This is a genomic window from Pseudomonas frederiksbergensis, from assembly GCF_003732665.1.
In the GTDB taxonomy this organism is placed as follows: Bacteria; Pseudomonadota; Gammaproteobacteria; order Pseudomonadales; family Pseudomonadaceae; genus Aquipseudomonas; species Aquipseudomonas frederiksbergensis_G.
The window spans coordinates 16,328-37,381 of the sequence record NZ_MOBP01000008.1 but is presented as its reverse complement, the minus strand read 5'-3'; the positions used below and the strand labels follow the sequence as shown (position 1 = coordinate 37,381).

Genomic DNA, 21,054 nt, shown 5'->3' with positions numbered 1-21,054 from the left:
GACAAACCCATGCAGCTATCAGAACAACAAAAAGTACCTGCGCCGACCCTGCCGGCAGCAGAGCGCAAGAGCTGGGGCGGCCAGTTCAATCTGCTGCGCTGGTTCTCCCTGGCCAGCTTTTTCATCATCGGCGCCGTGGCGCTGGGCCTGGGTTATGTCTCTACGCGGTTTGTGGTCACCGAAAGTATTGAGCGTGACGCCTTGCTGACGGCGCAGTTTATTCAGGCCATCGGCGATGCCGAAATTCGCCATGCCTCGATTAATCCGAACAGAACCATGGGCGAAATGCTCGATCCGCGGATTGACCACGCCTACCCCGACGTGGACCCGGGGTCGCGGGCCGCGGCGCGTATCGAATTCCTCGACCATGTGGAGCACCTGCCGGATATTTTGCTGGCCACGGTGTTTGCCCTCGACCGCACGGTAATCTGGTCGACCAACCCGGCGATGATTGGCATGCGTTTCGAAGACGACGAGGAGTTGGACGAGTCCTTCGAAATGAAGGTGCCGGTGTCCTCCAGCTACCACAAGATCGACGAAGAACGCCCCGAGCAGATGCTGTTGCGCGAGCCGCAGCTGTTGTTTATCGAGAACTACATCCCGATGTTCAACGCCGACAAGAGCAAAGTGATCGCCATGGTGGAGATCTACAAAGAGCCCGCTGATCTGGTGGAGCGCATTGAGCGCGGCTTCAAGTCGATCTGGATCGCGACCCTGCTCGGTGGCGCGGCGATTTACCTGGCGCTGTTCTGGATCGTGCGCCGGGCCTCGACCCTGTTGCAGAGCCAGCAAAAGCAACTGATCAGCAACGAAACCTTCGTTGCCCTGGGGGAAATGTCCTCGGCGGTCGCCCACAGCTTGCGCAACCCGCTGGCCACCATCCGCTCCAGCGCCGAACTGGCCCAGGAAGTGGCGAGCCAGGGCGCGCAAAAGAACATTGGCGACATCATCAATCAGGTCGATCGCATGTCCCGTTGGGTCCGCGAGCTATTGGTATCGCTAAGGCCGATGAACGACGACTCTGAATCCGTAGACCTGGTGCTGGCCATCGACGACGCCCTGAGCGCCTTTGACCCGCTGATCAGACGTTCGAACGTCGAGGTGCGCTTTACCCCGCAAAGTTTTCCGCCGGTGGTCAGTCAGCAAGTGCTGCTCACACAGATTCTCAACAGCCTGTTCGCCAATGCCCTGGAAGCCATGCCCAAGGGCGGCGTGCTGAGCGTCGATATCGAGACGCCCAAGCCTGGGCAGTTGAGCATGATCCTGACCGATACCGGCAAGGGCATGACCAAACAGCAGCAGCAGATGGTCTTCAAGCCGTTTTTCACCACCAAACAGGGTGGGTTGGGCGTCGGCCTGGCCTTGGTCAAACGAATAATGGAACGCTTCCAGGGCTCGGTCGAACTGACCAGTCAGGAGCAGGAAGGAACCCGCGTTTGTCTCAACTTTAAAGTGGCAACGGGAGGGGAATATGGAGCACAGCATACTGCTGGTCGAGGATGATGAACTCCTCGCCGAGAATATTCAGACATACCTGGAGCGCAAGGACTTCGAGGTGACAGTCTGCCACTCGGCCGAAGACGCACTGGAGCAATTGATCACGTTCGTTCCGGACGTGGTGCTCACCGACAACTCGCTGCCGGGCATGAGCGGTCACGACTTGATCCAGAAGCTGCGCATCAGCGCGCCGGATCTGAAAGTGATCATGATGACTGGTTACGGCAACGTCGAAGACGCCGTGGTGGCGATGAAAGAGGGCGCATTCCATTACGTCACCAAACCGGTGGCGCTGCCCGAACTCAAGCTGCTGTTGGACAAGGCCCTGGCCACCGACCGCATGGAACGCACGCTGTCGTTCTATCAGGAACGCGAGGCGCAGAAGTCCGGGGTGCAGGCGCTGATTGGCGAGTCGGCACCGATGCACTACCTGAAAAATACGATCGGCCAATTGCTCGACGCCGAGCGCCGGATGGCCAACACCGATTTGCCTCCGGTGTTGGTGGAGGGCGAAACCGGCACCGGCAAGGAACTGGTGGCCAGGGCCCTGCACTTTGACGGTCCGCGAGCCAAGGGGCCATTTATTGAATTCAACTGCGCATCGATCCCGTCCAACCTGGTGGAATCGGAACTGTTCGGCCACGAGAAAGGCGCCTTCACCGACGCCAAGGATCGCCGGGTCGGGCTGGTGGAGGCGGCAGATGGCGGGACGCTGTTTCTCGATGAAGTGGGTGAGATGGACCTGTTGCTGCAAGCCAAACTGCTGAAGCTGCTGGAAGACCGGACCATTCGCCGGGTCGGTTCGGTGAAGGAACGCAAAGTCGATCTGCGGGTGATCAGCGCCACCAATTGCAACCTCGAACAAATGGTCCAGCAGGGCAAGTTCCGGCGTGATTTGTTCTTCCGCCTGCGGATCATCTCGATCAAGGTGCCGCGCCTGCATGCCCGGGGCAATGACGTGCTGCTGCTGGCTCGGCACTTCCTGGCGATCCACGGCAAACGCTACGGAAAACCGCACTTGTATTTCAGTGACCAGGCCGAGGAGTTGCTGCTCAGCTACACCTGGCCGGGCAACGTGCGCGAGTTGCGCAACATGCTGGAGCAAACCGTGCTGCTGGCCCAGAGCGACACCATTGCCGCGCATCAATTGAACGTGTGCCAGAGCCTGGTGGACGAACCGTTGGTCATGCCGCAAACCCAATACTTCGAACCCCGGCCGAGCAACCCCGTCGAATCGATGAACCTGCCGGAAGTGGAGCGCGACATGGTGCGCAAGATGCTCGACAAGACCGACTGGAACGTCACCAAGTCTGCGCGTTTGCTGGGTTTGAGCCGCGACATGCTGCGTTACCGGATTGAAAAACTCGGCCTCGCAAGACCGGACAAACGGCAGTGGTGAGTACGGCAATTTGATCAGGGACGGTCGTTCATCAGATGACGACGAGAGGCAGGCGGGCCCGGTGGAAAACCCCCGGCCCCTGTGCCTTACTGGTTTTGCCCTTTTCTGGAGTAACCAACGATGCGGCATAGAGGCGCGCAGTACTGGCTCTGGACCAACAGCCAATTACGCGGGCGCAGCCACGATGAAATACTGCCCGACGGTACGCAGATCGACATCCAGGCACGCTTCAGCCGTGAATACGTGACCCAGGTATTTGTCGGCGTGTACACCCGCGATGGCGCGGCGCTGGCGGAAGAATTTTATGACCGTGAGGAACGTCCCACCTTGGCGAAAGCGTTGGCCTGGGGCAACGCACGGGCCCAGGCGATCCTGACCAGCGTCACCGAGTTTCGCGCCCCTCATCGCATTCAACTGACCGTCGGGGTAGTGCTGGACGACCCCTGCGAATTGGCCTTGCGCCATATGGAAATGTCCGACGACGAGGCCCTGCGGCTCAAGCGCCAGGACGCCTGGGACGAATACCTCAAGGCCAAGCAAGCGGTGCTGGCGACGATGCGCGCCGAGAAGGTCGACAGCGACGTTTGGGAAAGCCAGAAGCGCCGACTGCGCGATGCCATCGACCGCCGGGCGGCACTGCGCCATTGCTGGCCGGCGGACTGATATTCACTGGCGGGTCAGGCAGGCCAACAGACAGGTCGGGTCAAGCACCTCGTCGTTGACGTAGATCCCGCGCTCCGGGTCGTAGGAGCGGATAAACACCCGCACGCTGGCATCCGCCACGGTAGGCAATCGGGAATCGTAGAACACATGCTCGCTGGCAATCGGGATGAAGTCCTGAGGCGCGGTCGGGATGTAGGCGCGTGGCGGCACGGTGCTGAGTGTCGGCGGGGCAGGGTGAGCAAAAGGTTGGTCGGGGCCGTAGTAGATCATCTCGGTGCTGGAACTGTCGTCCGCGTGCACAGCACCGGTGGCGGCGATCAGGGCGATGAACAACAGCGTCAGATTGGTTTGTTTCATGGCGACACCTGCGAAATCGTTTTTCCCCAAGGTCATTAACTATAGCTCTCGCACGGCCAGGCGTTCGGCGGCCCGGATTACAAGATCGCAACAAAGCCTCGATGTGGTTTTTTCAGGGGCTGATCTAGACTCGTGCCCGTCAATAAAAACGAGATCTGGAGTGCGCAATGGACATGCCGACCAAACAACAAGCCGTCGCCAGCAATCGCGAGGCCTGGAATGATTCCGCCCGCCATCACAAGGACAGCCCCGAATGGCAGGGCGTGCTCAGCGCCGTGAGCCAGGCTAATTTTTGCTGCCTCGATGACACCCTGCGCGGTGTGCTGGAACAGGTGGGCGTCGAGGGCAAGGACGTGGTGCAACTGGGCTGCAATAACGGCCGGGAAAGTCTGTCGCTGTATGCCCTGGGGGCGCGGCGGGTGGTGGGGGTCGATCAGTCCGCAGCGTTTCTCGAACAGGCCCGGGAACTGACGGCGCGCTCGCCTCATGGGGCTGAGTTCATCGAGGCGGATATCCATCACCTGCCAACGGAGTTGCACCACCGTTTCGATGTAGCGCTGATCACCATCGGTGTCTTGAACTGGATGCCGGACATTGCCGAGTTCTTCCGGCACGTCGCGCAAACCCTCAAACCCGGCGGCGCGGTGGTGATCTACGAAACCCACCCGTTCCTGGAAATGCTCGACCCCGAAGCCGCCGATCCGTATCGCCTGGACAGCTCCTACTTTCGCAGCGAACCGTTCGTGCAGCACCAGCCGATCGTCTACGAAGGCAAAATCGAACAACCGGCGGCCGCGTCCTACTGGTTCGTCCACACCCTGAGCGCCATCTTCACCGGCGCCATCGAAGCGGGATTACAGATCAGCCACTTCAAGGAATACCCGCATTCCAATCGCGAAGAACTGTATGACCGGTATGAAAAACAGGTGGCGCAGTTGCCGTTGTGTTTTACGTGGGTGGCGGTGAGGGTTTGAGCTGAAGAATGTGTTGCTTCGACTGACGCCTTCGAGAGCAAGCCCGCTCCCACAGGGGATCTCCTAGTTACGAAAATCCCCTGTGGGAGCGGGCTTGCTCGCGAAGGCGGCCTGACAGTAAACGACTATGAAGCGGATGTACTCCATCCGACCTACGGTGATTTGTACCTTCGGGTTTTTCAGGCAGAGCACAGGAGACTCTTTCAGAGATTCGAGTGATTGACTGCATGGCCTGGCTGCGCATAGAGATCAATACCGAGGGCATGAATAACCTTTAGCACCGTGTCAAAACGTGGTTTTGCACCCGGCGCGAAAGCTTTGTACAGGCTTTCGCGCCCCATCCCGGAGTCTTTGGCTATTTGTGTCATACCACGGGCTTTTACTACATAGCCGATAGCGCGTAGAAACTCTTCGTTATCGCCCTCCGCCAGTACCTGCGAGAGGTATTCGCTAATGGCCTCGTCACTGTCGAGCAGTGCTGCCATGTCGAAACTAGTCAAAGTTTGGCTCATGGTTAAACCTCCTTTGCCATTTTTTTTGCACGCCGGATGTCAGTGCTTTGCGAGGATTTATCACCGCCGGCCAATAATACGATGACCATACCGTTTCGCATGGTGAAGTAGATTCGATAGCCTGCACCAACGTCCACGCGCATTTCGGAAACACCTTCACCCACTGACTTGATATCGCCTAGATTACCCGCAGAGGCACGATCAATGCGACGAGCGATGGCGAACTTTGCCCGCAAGTCGCGAACTGAGGCGTGCCATGTCGAGAAAATATGGGTTTGTTGAATAAGATAGTTCATTGCTCGACTGTATCCGTGTGGATACGAATTATCAGTCAGGCTCTTCTTGGGTCTCGGGTGTCTTTTTCCCTCAAGGGTGTAGGAAAAACGACCGTCGTGAGCATATCGAGGACGCCTTCGCGGGCGAGCCTTGCTCCTACAAGGGATTCGGTCCAGGCACAGATTTTGTGACCGCCACTAAACCAAATGTGGCGAGGGAGCAAGCTCCCTCGCCACGGGTTCGGTGTTGTGTCAGGCCTCTGCCGTGGCTGGCGCCACCACCGGCCGTTTTGGTTTACGCAGCGGGTCAAGGCGTGAGCCGGTGTAGTGGGTGTCGCGGAAGAAGCGCCAGCGGCCGCCGAACAGGCCATGGACGTGGGTCACGCGGCCCTGTTCGTGATAGCCCATGCGGATGTGCAGTTTCAGGGCTGGAATGTTATGGGTTTCGCAGACATCCACCACTTTGTTGCAGCCTTGGGCGGCCATGGCTTCCCAGAGGGCGACTTGAACATCCACCGACAGGCTGGTGCCGAAGTAGGCGCGGGTCATTTCGCCGCCGAACTCGAAGAACTCCCCCGGCTTCACCGGGAACCAGCAACCGTAATAGTGCCGGTCATGGTAGTTCCGGGTACTGCCCCAGATAAACGCCACGGCGTGGCCTTCGTCGTCCAGGTACATGTGCCCGGTGTGACCCTCGGCGGCGAGTTCGGCCATGGTCCCGACGCGGTCACCGAAATGCTTGGTAAAGGCGATGGCGTTGTCTGCGGTGATGGTCACCTGACGCAAACCGGAATAGGGGCGCAACGCGTGTGGCGGCACCGGGCTGACCAGGTCGCGCTCCATCCACAACAGTTCCCAGTGGAAGTACACGTAGCGCTTCCAGAATGCCTTGAAGAGGTTGCCCAGGCCTTTTTGCCTGATGCGTTCGCGCAGCTTGCCGATGACGTTCATGGAGCCCTCCGTGGCCAAAGCCAGGTGTTGTGGGAGATGCTTTTGATGGGTATAGATCAAGGTTGCAAGTTCATGTCAAAGCGCCAGCTTTGAATGTGTTGCAATTTATGTAACTCATTCGAGCGCCGCCGTACCGGCCTGCAAACGCCTGCTGACCACGGCATAGGACACCCGCTCGATACCGGCCAGGCGCCGCTCTAGCACTTGGGTTAGCGACTCGCCGGGGTTGAGGTAGGCATCGCCGAAATCGGCGCCGAGCTGGTTGGGATGGGCGACGATTTCCAGCAGACCGTCGGTCGGTACAGGCAGGTTGCGCAGGTCCACCGGCGTGCACACATAATCCGCCGTGGCCCCGGCCAATGTTTGCAAACGCCGATTGAGCAAACCTTTGAACACGCGCTTGGGCAGGCTCAGGTTTTGCCCCAGGTTGCGCGCCAGGCGCACGGCTACCCCTTGGCGGGCGGCGAAGCGCGCGACGATCTCGCCGATGGGCCAGATGTTGTGCACGTGTTGGTGGGAATCGATGTGGCTGGGCCGCACGTCGTGATCCACGCAGCGTTGCCATTGCGCCTCGAGTTCATCCATCACCGCTTCCCGGTCCAGGCGATTGAGCCAGAGACTGTGGCGCGGCAGGTTGAGGTCAAACTCGCCCTGGCTGTCGCAGAACGTGCGGCGTTCGAGAATGCCTTGGCTCAACGGCTGGCCATAGGTGAGGTTGAAGTGCAGGCCGATGCGCCCCTTGAGCAACGGATGCTGGGCCATCAGGCACGCGGCTTCGAACGCCGGCATGTTGGCCATGGCCGTGGCGGAACTGATGACACCGGCCTGGAAGGCGCCGAGGATCACCGCGTTTTCGCACGGGCTGAGGCCGAAATCGTCAGCGTTGACTATGACTTGGTGAGGCATGTTCGCCCTCCATGGTTTTATCGGTTGGCGCAGGCGCCTTGGCCACCGGTACGGTGACCACGGCGGCTGCCGCCCGTTTCGCCCGCCATTGCTGCAAGGCTGGTTTGAGCCGTTGCCAGACCCGCAACGCCAGCCCCAACACCAGGCCGCCGGGACGCCAGGAATAGAAACTCCAGCGCCAGTGCTCCAGTTGCCCGGTCATGCGTTCGTGAAGTTGATGACTGGAGTTTTCCAGGCTGACCCGCGAGGCATCGATCCAGCGCCAGTTGTCGTCCAGGCCCCAGCGAATCCACTCTTCCAGCAGCACCCGGCCACTGCCCAGGTCGGCGAATTGCGGCAGGAACGCCAGGTTGTAGTCGTACAGCCGACCCTGCTCCAGCAAGCCGAGGCGATAGCTGATGCAACGGCCGTCCAGTTCCAGCACCACCACCCGTACCAGGCCGCGGGCGGCGAGGGCCGTGAAGGCTCGGTCCATCCATTGTCGGTGGCGTTCGTCGGCGAAGATGCCGACGCCTTCATCGCCTTTCCAGCTCACTGCTTCGACTTCGCTGATGGCTTGCAGCAGCGGGCCCATGGTCGTGGCATCCGGGGTGATGCGCCGCACTTGGGCGCCACATGCGGCGATGCGTTTGCGCGCGCGGCGCAGTTTGTAGCGCGGATCCCCCGAGACTTCCTGGCGATCCGCATCGCTGATCAGGTGCACCGGCACCTTGCAACTGAGGCGCCGTTCACCGGTGGAACTGTGGGCCATCCATACCGTCAGGGCACTTTCTTCGCCCACGGGTTCGCACAGCTCGTTGAGTTGCAGCAACGCGTGGGGCAAGCGGCGGCGGATCACGATAAGCGCCTTGCGGATGCACTCGGCATCGAGGCTGGACAACAGCGCCAGGCGATCGGTCAGCGGGTAGCCGAGGTGATGCAACACCCGAAACGGCATCCCGCCAAAACGTTCGCGTGACGCCACCAGCGGCAGGCACAGCGCCAGTTCATCGCCCAGCCAGCCGAGCAGCACATGCAGGCGCTCGCCGTCCCTGAGTGCCTGTTCCGCAGCCGCCAGCCAGGCCAGGGTGTTGAAGGGCGTGTGGTCCGTCACTCGCACGCGCAATGCTTCATAAGCCACGGCCGGAAAGTCCGGGGCGCACAGCGACGTGCGCCATTCGTATCGCGCCACCATCGGGTCAGGTCGCCTCTGCAGCAATGGGGGCCGGCGTCGGTTTGCGCAAGGCGTCCAGACGCGAGCCGCTGTAACGGGTTTCACGGTAGAGGCGCCAGTGGCCGAACAAATGGTAGACGTTCATGATTCGTCCTTGCTCCTTGTAGCCCATGCGTATGTGCAACTTGAGCGCCGGGATGTTGTGGGATTCGCAAACATCCACCACTTTGTTGCAGCCCTGATCGGCCATGGCTTTCCACAGGTTCAACTGGAAATCCACCGACAGCGTGGTGCCCCAGTAAGCGCGAATCTGCTCACCGCCGAATTCGAAGAACTCGCCGGGTTTGACCGGGAACCAGCAGCCGTAATAGTGACGGTCGTGGTAATTGCCCTTGCTGCCCCAGATGAAGGCCACGGCATCGCCGTCGTCATTGAGGTACATGTGCCCGGTATGCCCTTCGTTCGCCAGTTCGGCCATGGTGCCGACGCGATCGCCGAAGTGTTTGCCAAAGGCCACGGCGTTCTGTGCGGTGATGGTTTCCAGACGCAGCGGGGTGTACGGCCGCAGTTTATGGGGTGGGATCGGGGTGACCAGGTCACGCTCCATCCAGATCAGTTCTTCGTGGGAAAACACGTAGTGCTTCCACACCTTGCCGAGGGTGGCGCGCAGGCCTTTTTGCTTAATGTGTTCGCTGAGTTTCTGAAAAATACTCATGTTCTTGACTCCTGAGCTTCAGCTGGGAGAACACATTTTGTGGCGAGGGGGCTTGCCCCCGTTCGGCTGCGCAGCAGTCGTAAACCGGTTCATTCGATGTACCTGATACATCGCGGTTGCAGGTTTTGGGGCTGCTTCGCAACCCAACGGGGGCAAGCCCCCTCGCCACAAATTCGGTGTTCGCTGTAGCTATCTCTTAACGGGTCGAAATAAGGGTTCATGACGCGATCCAGCTCAGGGCGAACAGGGTTTCCCCTGGCAGATCGAAGCTGACGCGACCGTCCTGACAGTGAAAGGGCGCGTCGCGGCTGCGGTTGTCGGCGCCGAAGTAGCGCAAGGAGCCTTTGCTTAGCGGGCAGTTCGCTCCGTTCAGATCCACCCGTTGCAAACGCGTGCCTTTGTTGACCCCCAGCAGACCGCGTTGCGCGTCGCTGGCCATGGCCAGTACGTCGACCTCGAAGGCGTCGTTCTCCACGCGGATGACGTTGCGTAGCCAATGCTGCTGGATAAATTGCTGGGCCATGCCCACTGGTTTGAGCTCGAAATGATCGTCATCCAGAACCTTGAACATGCCCTTGGGGTAGTTCGGCTCATCGTTTGCCTGGAACCAGTTGAGCATCTCCAGCAAGCCGTCCTGGGCCGAATTAATCGCCACCGAGGCCCACCACAGCGAGGCGAAATGGGTTTCCTGATCGTAGGGGCTCAGGCTTGAGCCGCTGGACATGTTGGTCTGGTCCAGCAGCAATGCCTTGCGCGGCCGCCCATTGGCGTCCAGGCCCACGAGGTCGGCGGCGCGGCGTACGCTGTCGCGGTAGACACGGGTCGCGAGCAAGTCGCGGATCATCCATTCGTGCCACGCCAAAGCGTCGATCTGATCACCGGATTCCGCGAGCAAACGCCTGGCCCAATCGATGCCGCGTTTGTCCGCCGCATTGTCGGCGAACGGGCCGTTGACCAGCCGCGAAGTGGCGGGCATGGCGATGCGCACGCCGGCCTTGGCATTGGCCGGATCGCTGCGCACTTGCCGGGCCATGCTGTTGAAGATGCTTTGGTAGTTGGCGTAGTCCGGGTAGTTGAGGTTGGGCTCGTCGGCAAAACCGATGTAATGGATGCCTTTGCCGCCGAGGGCGCGGGTGGACGCGAGCCAGGCGTCGAGGCCGCCGTTGCTCGTGGTGTCGGCACGCAGGTCGGCCTGGCGTTGGCTGCCGGCCAGCAAGGTGATGTCCTGGGTGATGCCGAAGCGGTCCTGATACACCTGGCGAAACGCGTCTTCGTAGTGCGGCTTTCTCGCCATGATGTCAACGAGGCTGTAGTAACTGGCGGCCCGCGGATTCAACGCATCGAGCACGGCATAACTGGACGGCGGCGGCAGCACATAGGGCAGGGCGATACCGAGGTTCGGGGTCGGACCGAGCACTTCTTTGTGCAGCGTCAGGCGCGTCTGGCCATCGTCCTCTCGCAGCGGTTTGAGTTGCTGCGGATTCTGTGCGAACAGGTTGGCGGTGCCGTCGAGCCAGAACGCCACCTTGCCGCTGCCCCGCAAGCGCAGGCGCCAGGTTTGTTCACTGTTGCTCACAGGCAACGCGACTTGATCGAACTGCCAATAAGCGCGATAGGGTTTGAGGGCCAGCACCACGGGTTGGCCGTCACTCACCCGCTGGGCTTGCAGGGCGCCGACACCGCCGTGGAACTTGCCGGCCAGCACCGCGTGCTCCCCGGGCGCGACCTTGAAAAACAACTCGTCGCCATCACGGGACTCGGCGCTGAAATGCACCTTGGCCGGGGCGAACAGGGCCACGGTGTGTTCGTCGTGCTCGACCTTGTAGCGGCGAAAGCTGTAGCCCGGAATCTCCAGCCGATAACTCGCGGCCCCCGGCGCCAACGGCCAGCTCTGGGTGCCCCGGGATTCACTGGCGGCGATCAGCCGTTCGCCCGACAGCTTGCCTTGGCCGTCGACCAGGTAAATGTGTTCTTCATTGGCATCCGCCTGCCACGCCGGGACCCAGCGCACGGTCACGGTGTCCGGGCGATCCGTTTGCAGGTACAGGCTGCCGTCGCGAATGTCGGACCAACGCATCGACGCCGCTTGCACGTCGAGCGCAAAGCCCAACCCGAACAGCAGCGCCAGGCGTTTCATGCCGATTTCCGTTGCAGCATCAGCAGCATCGGGGCGATGTCGCTGGGCAGGATGATCAGGGTTTGCCACACCGGTACGCCACTCAACCGGCAGTACAACACCAGCAAGGCAAGGGTCACCGCCAGGTAGGCGATGGACGAGGCCGCCGCCGCGCCGACGATGCCGTAGGTCGGGATCAACAGCACGTTCAGCGCCAGGTTGAGCACGGCGCTCAGGCCCATCATCAGCGAAATGGTGCCGGGACGATTCTTGCCCAACAGGTCCAGGCGCAGGATGCTCGCATAGCACAGACCGAACAGCCCCGGCAGCAGGGCGAGCAGAGCGGGATAGGCCGGTTGATAGGCCGCGCCGAACAGTGTGACGATCAGCCATTCGCCGATCACCGCCATGGTCAGGCACGCACCGAGCATCACCGTGGCTGTCAGGCGCAGGGCCAGCGGGGTTACTTTGTCGATGCCTTCTTCCTGTTGCAGCAGGCGTTTCATCAGCGGCGTGGTCACTGCTTCCGGGACGATCAGCAGCAGTTCGGCGGCGGCACTGGCCATGGCGTAATGGCCCAGCGCCGTGCTGCCGAGCAGGGCACCGATAAACAGATAGTCGGAACGCAGGATCACTTGTTGGAACAGCAAATCGGGATGGCTGCGGGCGCTGTAGCGCAGCAGTTCGTTTTGACTGGCGCGGTCCCATTGCAGGGTCAGCGGTTGATTGCGCTTGAGCCAGACCCAACCGGCCAATACCACCAGGCTGATGCCCGCCAGCCAACTGATCAGCGCCGCTTCCAGGGCGGCGGTTTTCCACATCCAGAACAGCGCCAGAAACAGCAGCAGCGGCGCCAGGGATTCCACCAGGCGCAAGGCATTGAACGCCACCACGCCGCCAGAGGCGTTGTGCAACGTCAGCAAGCCACTTTTCAGCACCGTCAGCGGCACCGCCAGCAGCAACAGCCAGGCGAGCAGGCCCAGTTGCGTGGTGATGTCCAGTTCGCTGCCGAATTCCCGGGTCAACGCTACCACCACCAAGGTCAGCAACAGCGCCAGCAGGCAGCCGAACACCAGCACTTGGCTGAGCAGCAAACCCATCGGCCGTTGCTTGGCCGCTTGATAGCCCACCGCCGAATTCAAGCCGCCGCTGGTGGCGGCGCTGATCAGGTCGGGCAGGGTGCTGAGCAGGGCAAACAAGCCACGTTCGCTCGGCCCGAGAATCCGCGCCAGCAACACGTTGCGCAGCAAACGCAGGCCGATCATCGCCAGTTTGGTGCCCATGCTCAGGGCCAGGTGCTTGAGGTAATGGCTGCGGCTCATGGCCGTGCCCCACGGTAGATGCGCCAGGACAGCAACTCCGGATTGCGCGCCGTGCGCTGGCTGACACCGAAGCGAGGCAAGGCCAGGGGCTCGCCACCGCCGCGATAGATGCCGGTGCCGGTGCCGAGGGCGAACGGGAAGTCGTGCTCGGCCACCTGTTGCCGTACCCGCGCATCGTGGTCGCCGTTGGGGTAGCAGTAAACCGGCAATGGCCGGTTGCAGCCGTTCGACAAGGCATCGCGGCTGCGGCTCAGTTCTTCGTTCAGGCGTTGATCGTCGAGGCCGGTGAGGATCGCGTGACTGGCGCCGTGGGGGCCGAAGCGCACCAGACCGGAGGCTTCCAGGGCGCGCACTTGCTGCCAGTCCAAAGCCTGGGGCAACGACTCTTCGGGGCATTCATCGGTGAGGCGGCTCAAATCGTCCGGGGGCAGGGTTTTCAGGCTTTGCAGGTAGTGCAGCAAGGTCAGGCTGCGGCGGTCCACGTCCACATCATCCATCAGCACCGGCAGGGGCCGGCCGACTTGTTGCAGGCACTCGATCAAATGCATCCGCGGTTTTTCGCCATGGCTGCCCCACAGGGTTTCGCCCAGGCTTTCCCACCAGAAGCGCTGGCGACTGCCGATGAAATCCGTGGAGAGGAAAATGCTCGCCGGCACCTGATACTTCTTCAGCAACGGGTACGCATTCACCGCGTTGTCGCGCCAGCCGTCATCGAAGGTCAGGGTCACTTTCGGCCGTTCCGAGCGCTGGGTGCCGGGGTGCAGGATGTCCATCAGCGGCACGCAGTCGAAGTGCTTTTTCAGCCAGACCAGCAAGTGCTCGAAAGCCTTCGGCCCGACGCACAGTTCATTGCGATGGGGCAGGTCGGCGGCGTGGTCGTTGGCCAGCACCCGATGCAACATCAGGATCACCCCGGCGCCATGCAGTTGATTGCGCCCCACCGGGGAGTTGAGGTACAGCCAGCCACTGGTGCGTTTTAATAATTGTTTGATCGCCATGGCATGTTCCTTTCATCGATTTTGCTCGGGGTTCCACTGGCTGTAACGCTGGCCACGCAGGAACTGCCACAGACCGATACTCATCCCGACCAGGGTCACCAGGAGGAACGCGGCGAGGCGAAAGGGTTTGGGCAAACGGTGTTGCGAGTCCAGCAGACCGGCAATCGCCACGGCGTAACCGAGCAGTTGCGCCACCAGGCAAAATTGATAGAACCCGTGGTCATTCCACAGCCATAAATTGCTCAGCAGCAACGGCAACAACAGCACCGGTGCCAGACGCCGGATCAGCTTGTGGCTGATCAGTGCAATCGAATACAGACCGTAACGCAGCGGGTTGAGCAGTTCCCGGCGATGGGCCAGGCTCTGCAAGCCTCCGACGGTGACCCGTTGGCGGCGACGAAATTGCTTGTCCGCTTCATCGACGCCGTGGTCGATCACCTGGGCCTCGGGCACGTAGACGATGCGCTTGAACGCCACCGGCGCGCAGGTGCTGATGAAGAAATCGTCGTTGACCTCCGCCGGCACGTTCTCGAACAACTCTCGGCGCAGGGCGAGCAAGGCGCCGTCGGCGGAGACCATGCAACCGGTGCGGTTCTCCGCCCAGCGCAGCCAGCCTTCGTAGTGGCGATAGAGGCTGTCGCCGACGCTCAGGCCACCACCGGTGACGGGGATCACCATGTGCCCGGCGCAGCCACCGACCTGCGGATCGGACAGCGGCGCCAGCAAGTGGCCGAGGGTGTCCCGGGACCATTGGTTGTCGGCATCGGTGAACACCAGGATGTCGCCGCTGCTCAACGCCACGCCGGCATTCAGGGTCGCGGCCTTGCCCTGGCGGGGCAGGTCGAGCACGCTGATGCGCGGGTCGATGACCTTGTGCGCGCAGGCCACGGTGTCATCGGTGGAGCCGTCGCTGACCAGGATGATTTGCAGCATCGCCGGTTGATAATCCTGGGCCAGCAGCGTGCGCAGCTTGTGTTCGATGTGGCGCGCCTCGTTGTGCGCCGCGATCACGACACTCACCTTCAGCGGCGGTGCAGGTTCGTGGCGCCGTGGCGCGAACATCGGCGCCAGCAGCGTCAGCAGCAGCGGATAGCCAAGGTAGGCGTAGACCGGCAACAACAGGCACAACCAGAAAATAAATTCAGCCACGGGCGGGCCTCCTGGCATTCCAATGACACAGGCTGAGGATGAACGCGGCGCCGGCCAGGTGCAGGCGCACCCAATGCAGGCCCCAGAGTTGCAGCGTGAGACGCATGTCGCGGTGCTTGAAACTCTGGCGCAGGCTGAGGATCAGCGCCGGCACCGACGTGATTAGCACCATGATCGCCGCATGGTGCGGGAAGCCATTGAACAGGGCGGAGATCGCCATGAAGTCCAGCAGCCACACCACCAGCGACAGCAGCGGAAAGCGCAGCAGGCGCAGGCTGAACCCGTGGGTGCGCAGCAATTGCAGATGACTGCCCTGGCGCCACATTTCCTTGCCCATCCACTCGCGCCAACTGCCCTCGTAGCCCCAATGCAGGGCGACGCTTTCATTGACCGCCAGCAAGCGGGCGCCGGCCTGGTGCAGACGCAGGGTGAAATCCTTGTCTTCGCCGGTGCGCAGGGTTTCGTCGAAGCCGCCGACCTGATCGAACCAGGTGTGCAGCAGTAACAGGTTTGCGGTGGGCAACCATGTCACCGGGTGCAGGGTGTGGCTGGTCGGACGCAGGGTCCGGCGTTGCCAGGCGTCGGCATACCACGGGGCTTCGGCCGGGGTGTGCAGGTCCAGGCCGAACACATCGGCCTGGGCGCCGGTTTCGAGTTCGAACAACAGGCTCAGCCAGTTTTCGGGCATCTCGATGTCGGCATCGATGAAGGCCAGCCATTTCCCGGTGGCCACCGCCGCACCGCGATTACGCAGGGCTCCGATCAGCAAACCGGGAAGGACCAGAACCTGCGCCCCGAACTGCCGGGCAATCTGCGGGCCGTGATCGTCGGAGCCGTTGTCGACCACGATCAACTCACAGTCGACGTCCGCCGCATCGGCAGCCTTTTGCGCGGCGAGCAAGGTCCGGCCGATGTGCCGGGCTTCGTTGAACATCGGGATCACAATGCTGATGCGGCTCATGCCGTGGCCTCCTGCAATGGGGCTTCTTCAGCTTTCAGGCGCAGTACGCTGGACAGGGCAAGCATGACCCACACGTACTTCTGGTTCGGCGTACTGAGGAACATCAAAAACAGGTTGAGCGACAGAAAGCTGATGGCCAGGTGGGTCATCAGGTCCGCCTGTTGCCCGTTGTGCCGCAAAAGCCAGGCGTGGCGGGCGCGGATCAGGTTGTACACGCCCAGGGCGAGCATGCCGACGAACAGCAGCCCGGCGGGAATCCCCAGTTCGCTGAAGATCTCCAGATACGTGTTGTGCGCCCGGCGGTACAAGTCGCCGGCCTTGCGATTGGCGGAAAACGCCTTGGCATACCCCGTGGTGGCGTAGTGCAGCGGGAAGGTCCCGGGGCCGCTGCCCAGCAGCGGATTCTCGCGGATCATCTGGCTGCCGACCACGATGTACGAGGCGCGGCGGCCCAGGGATTCGTCCTGGCTCTTGGCCCCGGCGCTCAAAATGCTCAAGGACTGGATGCGCGCAATGTACCCGGCAGGCATCGCATAGATGCCCAGCGGAATCACGATCGCCAGGCCGAGCATGGCAAACCCCAGGTGCCGTGGGCGAATGCGTGGCAACTGCGCACGGTAGTGCCACGCGCCGATGACCAGGCTGAGAAACAACACCACCAGCCCGGAACGGGATTCGGTCTTGGTCATGCCGCCCAACAGCAACAGGCAGCAACCGCCCCAAAACAAGCGGTGCAACAGGTTCGGGCTGCGCATCACCAGCAACAGGCCCATGGGCACGGCGAAGGCAATCAGCATGGCAAAGGCGTTGGCGTCTTCCAGCAGACCGGCGGCGCGGCCCTGGTCCTGATACTTGGCGGAAAACATCGTCAATGCGCAGGTGGTCGCAACGCTGAGGGTCACCAGTTTGGCGAACAGGTCCAGGTTCAACTCGCGCCCGACCAGCAGGGTGATCACAAACAGAATCAAGCCGACACTCAGTTCCCGCAGATGCCCCAAGGAGATTCCCAGGTCATCGGAATTGAGCAGGCTCAGCAGGTACAACACCATGAACCAGAGCAGGAAGCGCCAGATGTTGCTGCGCAGGCGTTCAGACGGAATCTGGTGCAGGGCCAGTTGCAGCATCAGGATCAGCGCCAGGGAAGCGCCGACGAACTTGGTCCCCGACAGCGCGCTGTCCTTGAAGAAACCCTCGAACGGCACCAGCGCGACGATCCCCAGCAAACCCCAACCCGGTTTGCGATAGAGCACCGCCACACCCACCAGGCCCAGTACGGCACCCGGCGCCAGGAACGGATAAGGGCTGGCCAGCAAACCGAGGCAGACCAGGCCGAGCAGACTGATGATCGAGAGCGGAAAGATCACGCGCGTGCCTCCCGTGCAGTACGGATATAAAGCTGCGACCAGCGTTCGGCCAGGGCCTTGAGGTCGTAGCGATCCTGTTGTGTACGTCTTGCGTTGTCGCTCAACTCTCGAGCCAGGGCCGGTTGACTGAGCAAGGTGCCAAGCTGCCGGGCGAGGGCGACGCTGTCGGTCGGCGTAGCGAGCAAGCCGTTGTGCCGCTCTTGCAGCACATCGGGAATCCCGCCGACACCGAACGCCACCACCGGCACCCCGGACTGCATCGCTTCGAGCAAAATCATCGGCGTGCCTTCAGTGCGCGAGCTGATCACCAGCGCATTGAGGCGGCGCCACCACACCGTCATGTCGGTCTGATACCCCGGCAGGGTGATGCGCGATTGCAGACCCGCCTCACTGATCCGCGCCAGCAGCGACTCCCGTTCCGGGCCGTCGCCGAGCATCACGGCGTCCAGTTCGGGGTGTTGCTGACACAACGGAATCAGCGCATCGAGAAACAGGTCCGGGCCTTTTTCACTGCTCAGCCGTCCGACGTAACCGGCCAGCCAGCGCGTACCGCCCACCCGGTGCGGCAACGATTTTTTTGCCGCCGGCAGACCGTTGGGAATCACTTGCAGTTTTTCCGAGCGGACGCTGGCCTGGCGGCACAACGTGGCGATGCTTTCAGCGACACACACCACGCGATTCACCGAGGCGGTGCGGCACAGTTGCAGGCTCAGCCAGGTGTAGAACTTCTGCTTGCGACTGCGCGGCGTGAAACCGTGCTGGGTAATCACCAGCGGCAAACGCAACAGCGTCGCGCCGACCCAGCCAAACAACAGGCCTTTGAAATTGTGCGTATTGATCAGCGGCTGCTGCGCCCGGCGCTGACGCAAATGCGCGAGCAGCGCCCCCAGTCCCGTGCAGCCCTGGCAGTCCACCCCGGCCTCGCGAAACCGTGCGATCAGTTCTGGCGGCGCATCGAGAAACAGCACCTGGTGCTGCCCCGGCGTCGCCAGGCAATGGTCCAGCAGCATCCGCTCAGCCCCGTAGAAGCCACCGCTGCTGAGCAAATGAATGATCGGCAGTTCGCGGGAAGGGGAGAGCGGCGCGTTCAATTGCGCACCCAATGCACGAATCTCGGTACGGTCCAGTTCTTGTGCGGGTTGGCCGGTTCGATGTCCTGCTCGTTGATCACCAACAGCACGGGCAGGCCCAGTTCATGGGTGATTTGCGCCGGATGCTTGAAGCGGTGATCGAAGAACTCACGCACGTAGACCAGGGCAATCGCCAGCAACAGGCCGGTGAACAAACCGAACGGAATGATCAGGAACGGTTTGGGAAACGCCGGGGCGGTCGGCTCGAACGGTGGGCTGAGCACCCGGGCGTTCGACAGGTCGTTGTCCAGCGAGCGCACTGAGCTGCTTTCAGCAAAGCGTTGGGCGTAGGTACCGAACGCCGCGTGCAAGGCGTTGATCTCGGTGTCCATCTGCCGCAGCTTGCTTTGGGTTTCCTGCAACTGGTGGATGCGGTTCTTGAAGTCGGCGATGCGCGCGGTTTTCTGGGCGATCACCGAGCTGACAACGGCCAGGTCGGTGGTGCGTTCCTGAATCCGGTTGCTCACCACTTTCAAGAACTGCTGGCGGGTGCGGGAAATTTGTTCGCGGGTCAGCAGCATCGGTTCACTGCCCGGCTGGAACACCGCCAGGTCGTTCATGTAGCGGCTGACTTGCGTGGTCAGTGCCTCGCCCATCTGCTTGATCTCGCGATCCTCAAAGGCGACGTTGTCCACCGTGGTCGTAAAGGTGAAGGGGAAGGTGTAGTCGTTGAGTCTGGAGTTGCTGCTGGCGGCGGCCAGGGCGGTTTTCAGGTAGTCGAGCCAGCGTTGGCTTTGCAGCAGGCGATCCTGGTACAGGTTGAGCGCTTGCTCCTCGGTGTTGATGGCATTGAGGCGGAAGGTGATTTCTTCCTTGGGATCGGACGAACCGACAGCCTCCAGCAACGCCAGCCGATTGCCTTCCAGGCCATCGAGACGCACCTCGTATTGCTGCTTCTTGGTTTCATAGAAGCTTTGCGGCAGGTCGATGGATTGCAGTTCCTGACGGCTGACCAGGTAGTTTTGCAGCAGCGCGGCGACAAACTGGGTGCCCTGGTGCGGATCGCCAAAGCTGTAGACGATGGAGATCACGTTGGAACCGGGCAGGGTTTCGACCTTGAGTTTGTCGATGGCCTCTTGGGTCAGCCCGTCCAGCACCGTGTCGCGCACCGGATCGGTCTCCATCCCCAGCGCGGCTTTCGCCGGATTGATCACGTACTCACGCAGCGGCGAGGTGACATAGCGTTTGAACGGCTCGGACACCAGTTTGCTGAGCATGCCGGGGGCGGGGTTGTACTGGCCCTTGTCCCGCAGTTCGCTGATGGTCTGACGGATCAGCGCCGGCGAACGCAGGATATTGCTCTCGGTTTCCATGTCCGCCAGTGACGGCGGAATGAAGCTGGCGTTTTCCTGATTCAGGGACGTTGTAGCGTCGCCTTGGGACAGTTTTTTCGACTGGACGATGACTTGCGCGGTGATGTCGAAGCTCTGTTTGAGCACCAGCGGCAAGAGCAGGGCGATGACTGCAAAGACCAGGAACACTCGCTTCACCAGTTGCTTATTGGCGAAGAAGATCCTGAAGAACTCGTGCAGGTAGTTTTCCTTTGGATTCATGTCAGATCACCTGAGAGTTAGTTGCTGTTGTCGTCTTTGTTGTCGAGGCGATAGCCGAAACTCAGGCCCACACCCTGGAACAACACAACGTCCGCCAATTGCCGTGCGAGCTCACCGGCGCTGGCCAGTTTGGTCTTCGGCACATAAAGCATGTCGTCCGGTTGCAGGTAAGCGATCTGCGACGCATCCCCGGACAAGGCTTTTTCCACGTCATACCGCACGGCCTTAACCTGGTTGCCGTTGCGCCGCATGATCACCACCGAATCGAGCCGTGCCTTGACGTTGGCGCCACGGGCAAGGGTCAGGGCTTCAAGCACCGAGACCGGCCGACGGATCGGGTAGGAACCCGGTTGGCCGACTTCACCCAGCACGTAGATCTCGTTGCCCGCCGTGGATTTGAGCAGCACATCCACCGTCATCCGCCCGGGCAGGCTGGCGTAGCGTTTGTTGAGGAACGTTTCCAGTTGGTTGACCGTCATGCCTTGCAGCGGCACGGAACCGATTTCCGGGAAACTCGCATAGCCGTCGGTGCCCACAGTGATCTCCCGGCTCATGCCGGTGCCAGGGTGGTTCAGCGAGCTTTTGAGGTTGGACTCGTTGCTCAGGGGGCTGATGATTTGCACCGTCAACTGATTACGGTTGGGCTGGAACAGTTGTTTGCGCTGGTAGGCACGCTGGATTTCGGTCTTGGCTTCTTCGGCCGTCAGCCCTTCGATTTTCACCGACTGGTTGGCCCCCGGCAGTTCGATGGTGCCGTCAGGCAGCACCAGTTGATTGCCGTTGAGCTGGCTGGCGGCGGTGAAGTTCAGGCCGATGGTGTCACCGGACTGCACGCGATAAGCGTCCGAGCCGCTGGTGCTGATGTGGAAGATCACGTCCAGCACATCCTGGGGCCGCAAGGTCTGTTCGACCTTGGGCATGTCGGTGGCCTGGGCGTTGGCCGGCGTGGCCGTGAGGATCTGCACCGGAATATTGGTTTCCGGTTGGCTGGAGCAACCTGCAAGCGGTAGCAACAGCAGGACAAGCATTTTGGCGTTCATGGCGTCATCCTTTTCTGGT

The 21,054-nt window shown here is 61.4% G+C and carries 20 protein-coding genes; 4 read left to right on the top strand and 16 right to left on the bottom strand.

Going from position 1 to position 21,054, the window contains the following annotated elements; genetic code table 11:
- Window positions 1-9 precede the first annotated feature (9 nt).
- The 3 genes from BK665_RS14370 (at window position 10) to BK665_RS14360 (ending at window position 3,559) form a co-directional block, all read left to right on the top strand.
- Window positions 10-1,503: a sensor histidine kinase gene (locus tag BK665_RS14370; protein ID WP_123406521.1), complete on the top strand. Its 1,494-nt coding sequence runs from the start codon at window positions 10-12 to the stop codon at window positions 1,501-1,503.
- A complete protein-coding gene (locus BK665_RS14365; RefSeq protein ID WP_123406519.1) occupies window positions 1,472-2,896 on the top strand; it encodes a sigma-54-dependent transcriptional regulator in 1,425 nt (474 codons plus the stop codon). The genes BK665_RS14370 and BK665_RS14365 overlap by 32 nt, the downstream gene beginning before the upstream one ends.
- Window positions 2,897-3,016: 120 nt before the next feature.
- Window positions 3,017-3,559 carry a hypothetical protein gene (locus BK665_RS14360; protein WP_123406517.1) on the top strand — a complete coding sequence of 181 codons (543 nt, stop codon included), beginning with the start codon at window positions 3,017-3,019 and terminating at the stop codon, window positions 3,557-3,559.
- 3 nt (window positions 3,560-3,562) lie between these two features.
- Here the strand turns inward: BK665_RS14360 and BK665_RS14355 are convergent, their stop codons facing one another.
- Window positions 3,563-3,916 (bottom strand): hypothetical protein, encoded by a 354-nt coding sequence (locus BK665_RS14355; RefSeq protein WP_123406675.1) that lies wholly within the window; start codon window positions 3,914-3,916, stop codon window positions 3,563-3,565.
- 167 nt (window positions 3,917-4,083) lie between these two features.
- Between BK665_RS14355 and BK665_RS14350 the strand changes: the two genes are divergently transcribed.
- On the top strand, window positions 4,084-4,890 hold the full coding sequence (locus BK665_RS14350) for a class I SAM-dependent methyltransferase (protein WP_123406515.1): 807 nt from the start codon (window positions 4,084-4,086) through the stop codon (window positions 4,888-4,890).
- Between the two features lie 203 nt (window positions 4,891-5,093).
- On the opposite strand, the gene BK665_RS14345 is transcribed toward BK665_RS14350, so the two are convergent.
- The 15 genes from BK665_RS14345 to BK665_RS14270 all read right to left on the bottom strand — a co-directional run bounded on the left by BK665_RS14345 (window position 5,094) and on the right by BK665_RS14270 (window position 21,035).
- Complete coding sequence (locus BK665_RS14345) at window positions 5,094-5,402, bottom strand: addiction module antidote protein (protein WP_123406513.1); 309 nt, start codon at window positions 5,400-5,402, stop codon at window positions 5,094-5,096.
- A gap of 2 nt (window positions 5,403-5,404) precedes the next feature.
- Window positions 5,405-5,698: a type II toxin-antitoxin system RelE/ParE family toxin gene (locus BK665_RS14340; RefSeq protein ID WP_123406511.1), complete on the bottom strand. Its 294-nt coding sequence runs from the start codon at window positions 5,696-5,698 to the stop codon at window positions 5,405-5,407.
- Window positions 5,699-5,929: 231 nt separating this feature from the next.
- A complete protein-coding gene (locus BK665_RS14335; RefSeq protein ID WP_123406509.1) occupies window positions 5,930-6,628 on the bottom strand; it encodes a GNAT family N-acetyltransferase in 699 nt (232 codons plus the stop codon).
- Window positions 6,629-6,742: 114 nt separating this feature from the next.
- Window positions 6,743-7,534 (bottom strand): ChbG/HpnK family deacetylase, encoded by a 792-nt coding sequence (locus BK665_RS14330; protein WP_123406508.1) that lies wholly within the window; start codon window positions 7,532-7,534, stop codon window positions 6,743-6,745.
- Window positions 7,506-8,708 carry a GNAT family N-acetyltransferase gene (locus tag BK665_RS14325; RefSeq protein ID WP_123406506.1) on the bottom strand — a complete coding sequence of 401 codons (1,203 nt, stop codon included), beginning with the start codon at window positions 8,706-8,708 and terminating at the stop codon, window positions 7,506-7,508. Before BK665_RS14325 ends, BK665_RS14330 begins: the two co-directional genes overlap by 29 nt.
- A 4-nt stretch (window positions 8,709-8,712) precedes the next feature.
- Window positions 8,713-9,402 (bottom strand): GNAT family N-acetyltransferase, encoded by a 690-nt coding sequence (locus BK665_RS14320; RefSeq protein ID WP_123406504.1) that lies wholly within the window; start codon window positions 9,400-9,402, stop codon window positions 8,713-8,715.
- A gap of 217 nt (window positions 9,403-9,619) precedes the next feature.
- Window positions 9,620-11,539: a hypothetical protein gene (locus BK665_RS14310; RefSeq protein WP_123406502.1), complete on the bottom strand. Its 1,920-nt coding sequence runs from the start codon at window positions 11,537-11,539 to the stop codon at window positions 9,620-9,622.
- Complete coding sequence (locus BK665_RS14305; protein WP_123406500.1) at window positions 11,536-12,840, bottom strand: lipopolysaccharide biosynthesis protein; 1,305 nt, start codon at window positions 12,838-12,840, stop codon at window positions 11,536-11,538. Before BK665_RS14305 ends, BK665_RS14310 begins: the two co-directional genes overlap by 4 nt.
- A complete protein-coding gene (locus BK665_RS14300; protein ID WP_123406498.1) occupies window positions 12,837-13,838 on the bottom strand; it encodes a polysaccharide deacetylase family protein in 1,002 nt (333 codons plus the stop codon). Before BK665_RS14300 ends, BK665_RS14305 begins: the two co-directional genes overlap by 4 nt.
- A 12-nt stretch (window positions 13,839-13,850) precedes the next feature.
- Window positions 13,851-14,987 carry a glycosyltransferase gene (locus BK665_RS14295; protein WP_123406496.1) on the bottom strand — a complete coding sequence of 379 codons (1,137 nt, stop codon included), beginning with the start codon at window positions 14,985-14,987 and terminating at the stop codon, window positions 13,851-13,853.
- Window positions 14,980-15,948, bottom strand: a complete 969-nt coding sequence (locus tag BK665_RS14290; protein ID WP_123406493.1) for a glycosyltransferase family 2 protein — start codon at window positions 15,946-15,948, stop codon at window positions 14,980-14,982. Before BK665_RS14290 ends, BK665_RS14295 begins: the two co-directional genes overlap by 8 nt.
- On the bottom strand, window positions 15,945-17,312 hold the full coding sequence (locus BK665_RS14285; protein ID WP_123406491.1) for an O-antigen ligase family protein: 1,368 nt from the start codon (window positions 17,310-17,312) through the stop codon (window positions 15,945-15,947). Before BK665_RS14285 ends, BK665_RS14290 begins: the two co-directional genes overlap by 4 nt.
- Window positions 17,309-18,403: a glycosyltransferase family 4 protein gene (locus tag BK665_RS14280; protein ID WP_123406673.1), complete on the bottom strand. Its 1,095-nt coding sequence runs from the start codon at window positions 18,401-18,403 to the stop codon at window positions 17,309-17,311. Before BK665_RS14280 ends, BK665_RS14285 begins: the two co-directional genes overlap by 4 nt.
- Window positions 18,400-19,995, bottom strand: coding sequence for a GumC family protein (locus BK665_RS14275; protein ID WP_123406489.1), 1,596 nt, complete (start codon window positions 19,993-19,995; stop codon window positions 18,400-18,402). The genes BK665_RS14280 and BK665_RS14275 overlap by 4 nt, the downstream gene beginning before the upstream one ends.
- A gap of 17 nt (window positions 19,996-20,012) precedes the next feature.
- Window positions 20,013-21,035, bottom strand: a complete 1,023-nt coding sequence (locus BK665_RS14270) for a polysaccharide biosynthesis/export family protein (protein ID WP_123406488.1) — start codon at window positions 21,033-21,035, stop codon at window positions 20,013-20,015.
- Window positions 21,036-21,054 lie beyond the last annotated feature (19 nt).

Coding starts and splice junctions, on each gene's coding strand:
- BK665_RS14370 (WP_123406521.1), top strand. CDS start 10: ATGCAGCTATCAGAACAACAAAAAGTACCTGCGCCGACCCTGCCGGCA.
- BK665_RS14365 (WP_123406519.1), top strand. CDS start 1,472: ATGGAGCACAGCATACTGCTGGTCGAGGATGATGAACTCCTCGCCGAG.
- BK665_RS14360 (WP_123406517.1), top strand. CDS start 3,017: ATGCGGCATAGAGGCGCGCAGTACTGGCTCTGGACCAACAGCCAATTA.
- BK665_RS14355 (WP_123406675.1), bottom strand. CDS start 3,916: ATGAAACAAACCAATCTGACGCTGTTGTTCATCGCCCTGATCGCCGCC.
- BK665_RS14350 (WP_123406515.1), top strand. CDS start 4,084: ATGGACATGCCGACCAAACAACAAGCCGTCGCCAGCAATCGCGAGGCC.
- BK665_RS14345 (WP_123406513.1), bottom strand. CDS start 5,402: ATGAGCCAAACTTTGACTAGTTTCGACATGGCAGCACTGCTCGACAGT.
- BK665_RS14340 (WP_123406511.1), bottom strand. CDS start 5,698: ATGAACTATCTTATTCAACAAACCCATATTTTCTCGACATGGCACGCC.
- BK665_RS14335 (WP_123406509.1), bottom strand. CDS start 6,628: ATGAACGTCATCGGCAAGCTGCGCGAACGCATCAGGCAAAAAGGCCTG.
- BK665_RS14330 (WP_123406508.1), bottom strand. CDS start 7,534: ATGCCTCACCAAGTCATAGTCAACGCTGACGATTTCGGCCTCAGCCCG.
- BK665_RS14325 (WP_123406506.1), bottom strand. CDS start 8,708: ATGGTGGCGCGATACGAATGGCGCACGTCGCTGTGCGCCCCGGACTTT.
- BK665_RS14320 (WP_123406504.1), bottom strand. CDS start 9,402: ATGAGTATTTTTCAGAAACTCAGCGAACACATTAAGCAAAAAGGCCTG.
- BK665_RS14310 (WP_123406502.1), bottom strand. CDS start 11,539: ATGAAACGCCTGGCGCTGCTGTTCGGGTTGGGCTTTGCGCTCGACGTG.
- BK665_RS14305 (WP_123406500.1), bottom strand. CDS start 12,840: ATGAGCCGCAGCCATTACCTCAAGCACCTGGCCCTGAGCATGGGCACC.
- BK665_RS14300 (WP_123406498.1), bottom strand. CDS start 13,838: ATGGCGATCAAACAATTATTAAAACGCACCAGTGGCTGGCTGTACCTC.
- BK665_RS14290 (WP_123406493.1), bottom strand. CDS start 15,948: ATGAGCCGCATCAGCATTGTGATCCCGATGTTCAACGAAGCCCGGCAC.
- BK665_RS14275 (WP_123406489.1), bottom strand. CDS start 19,995: ATGAATCCAAAGGAAAACTACCTGCACGAGTTCTTCAGGATCTTCTTC.
- BK665_RS14270 (WP_123406488.1), bottom strand. CDS start 21,035: ATGAACGCCAAAATGCTTGTCCTGCTGTTGCTACCGCTTGCAGGTTGC.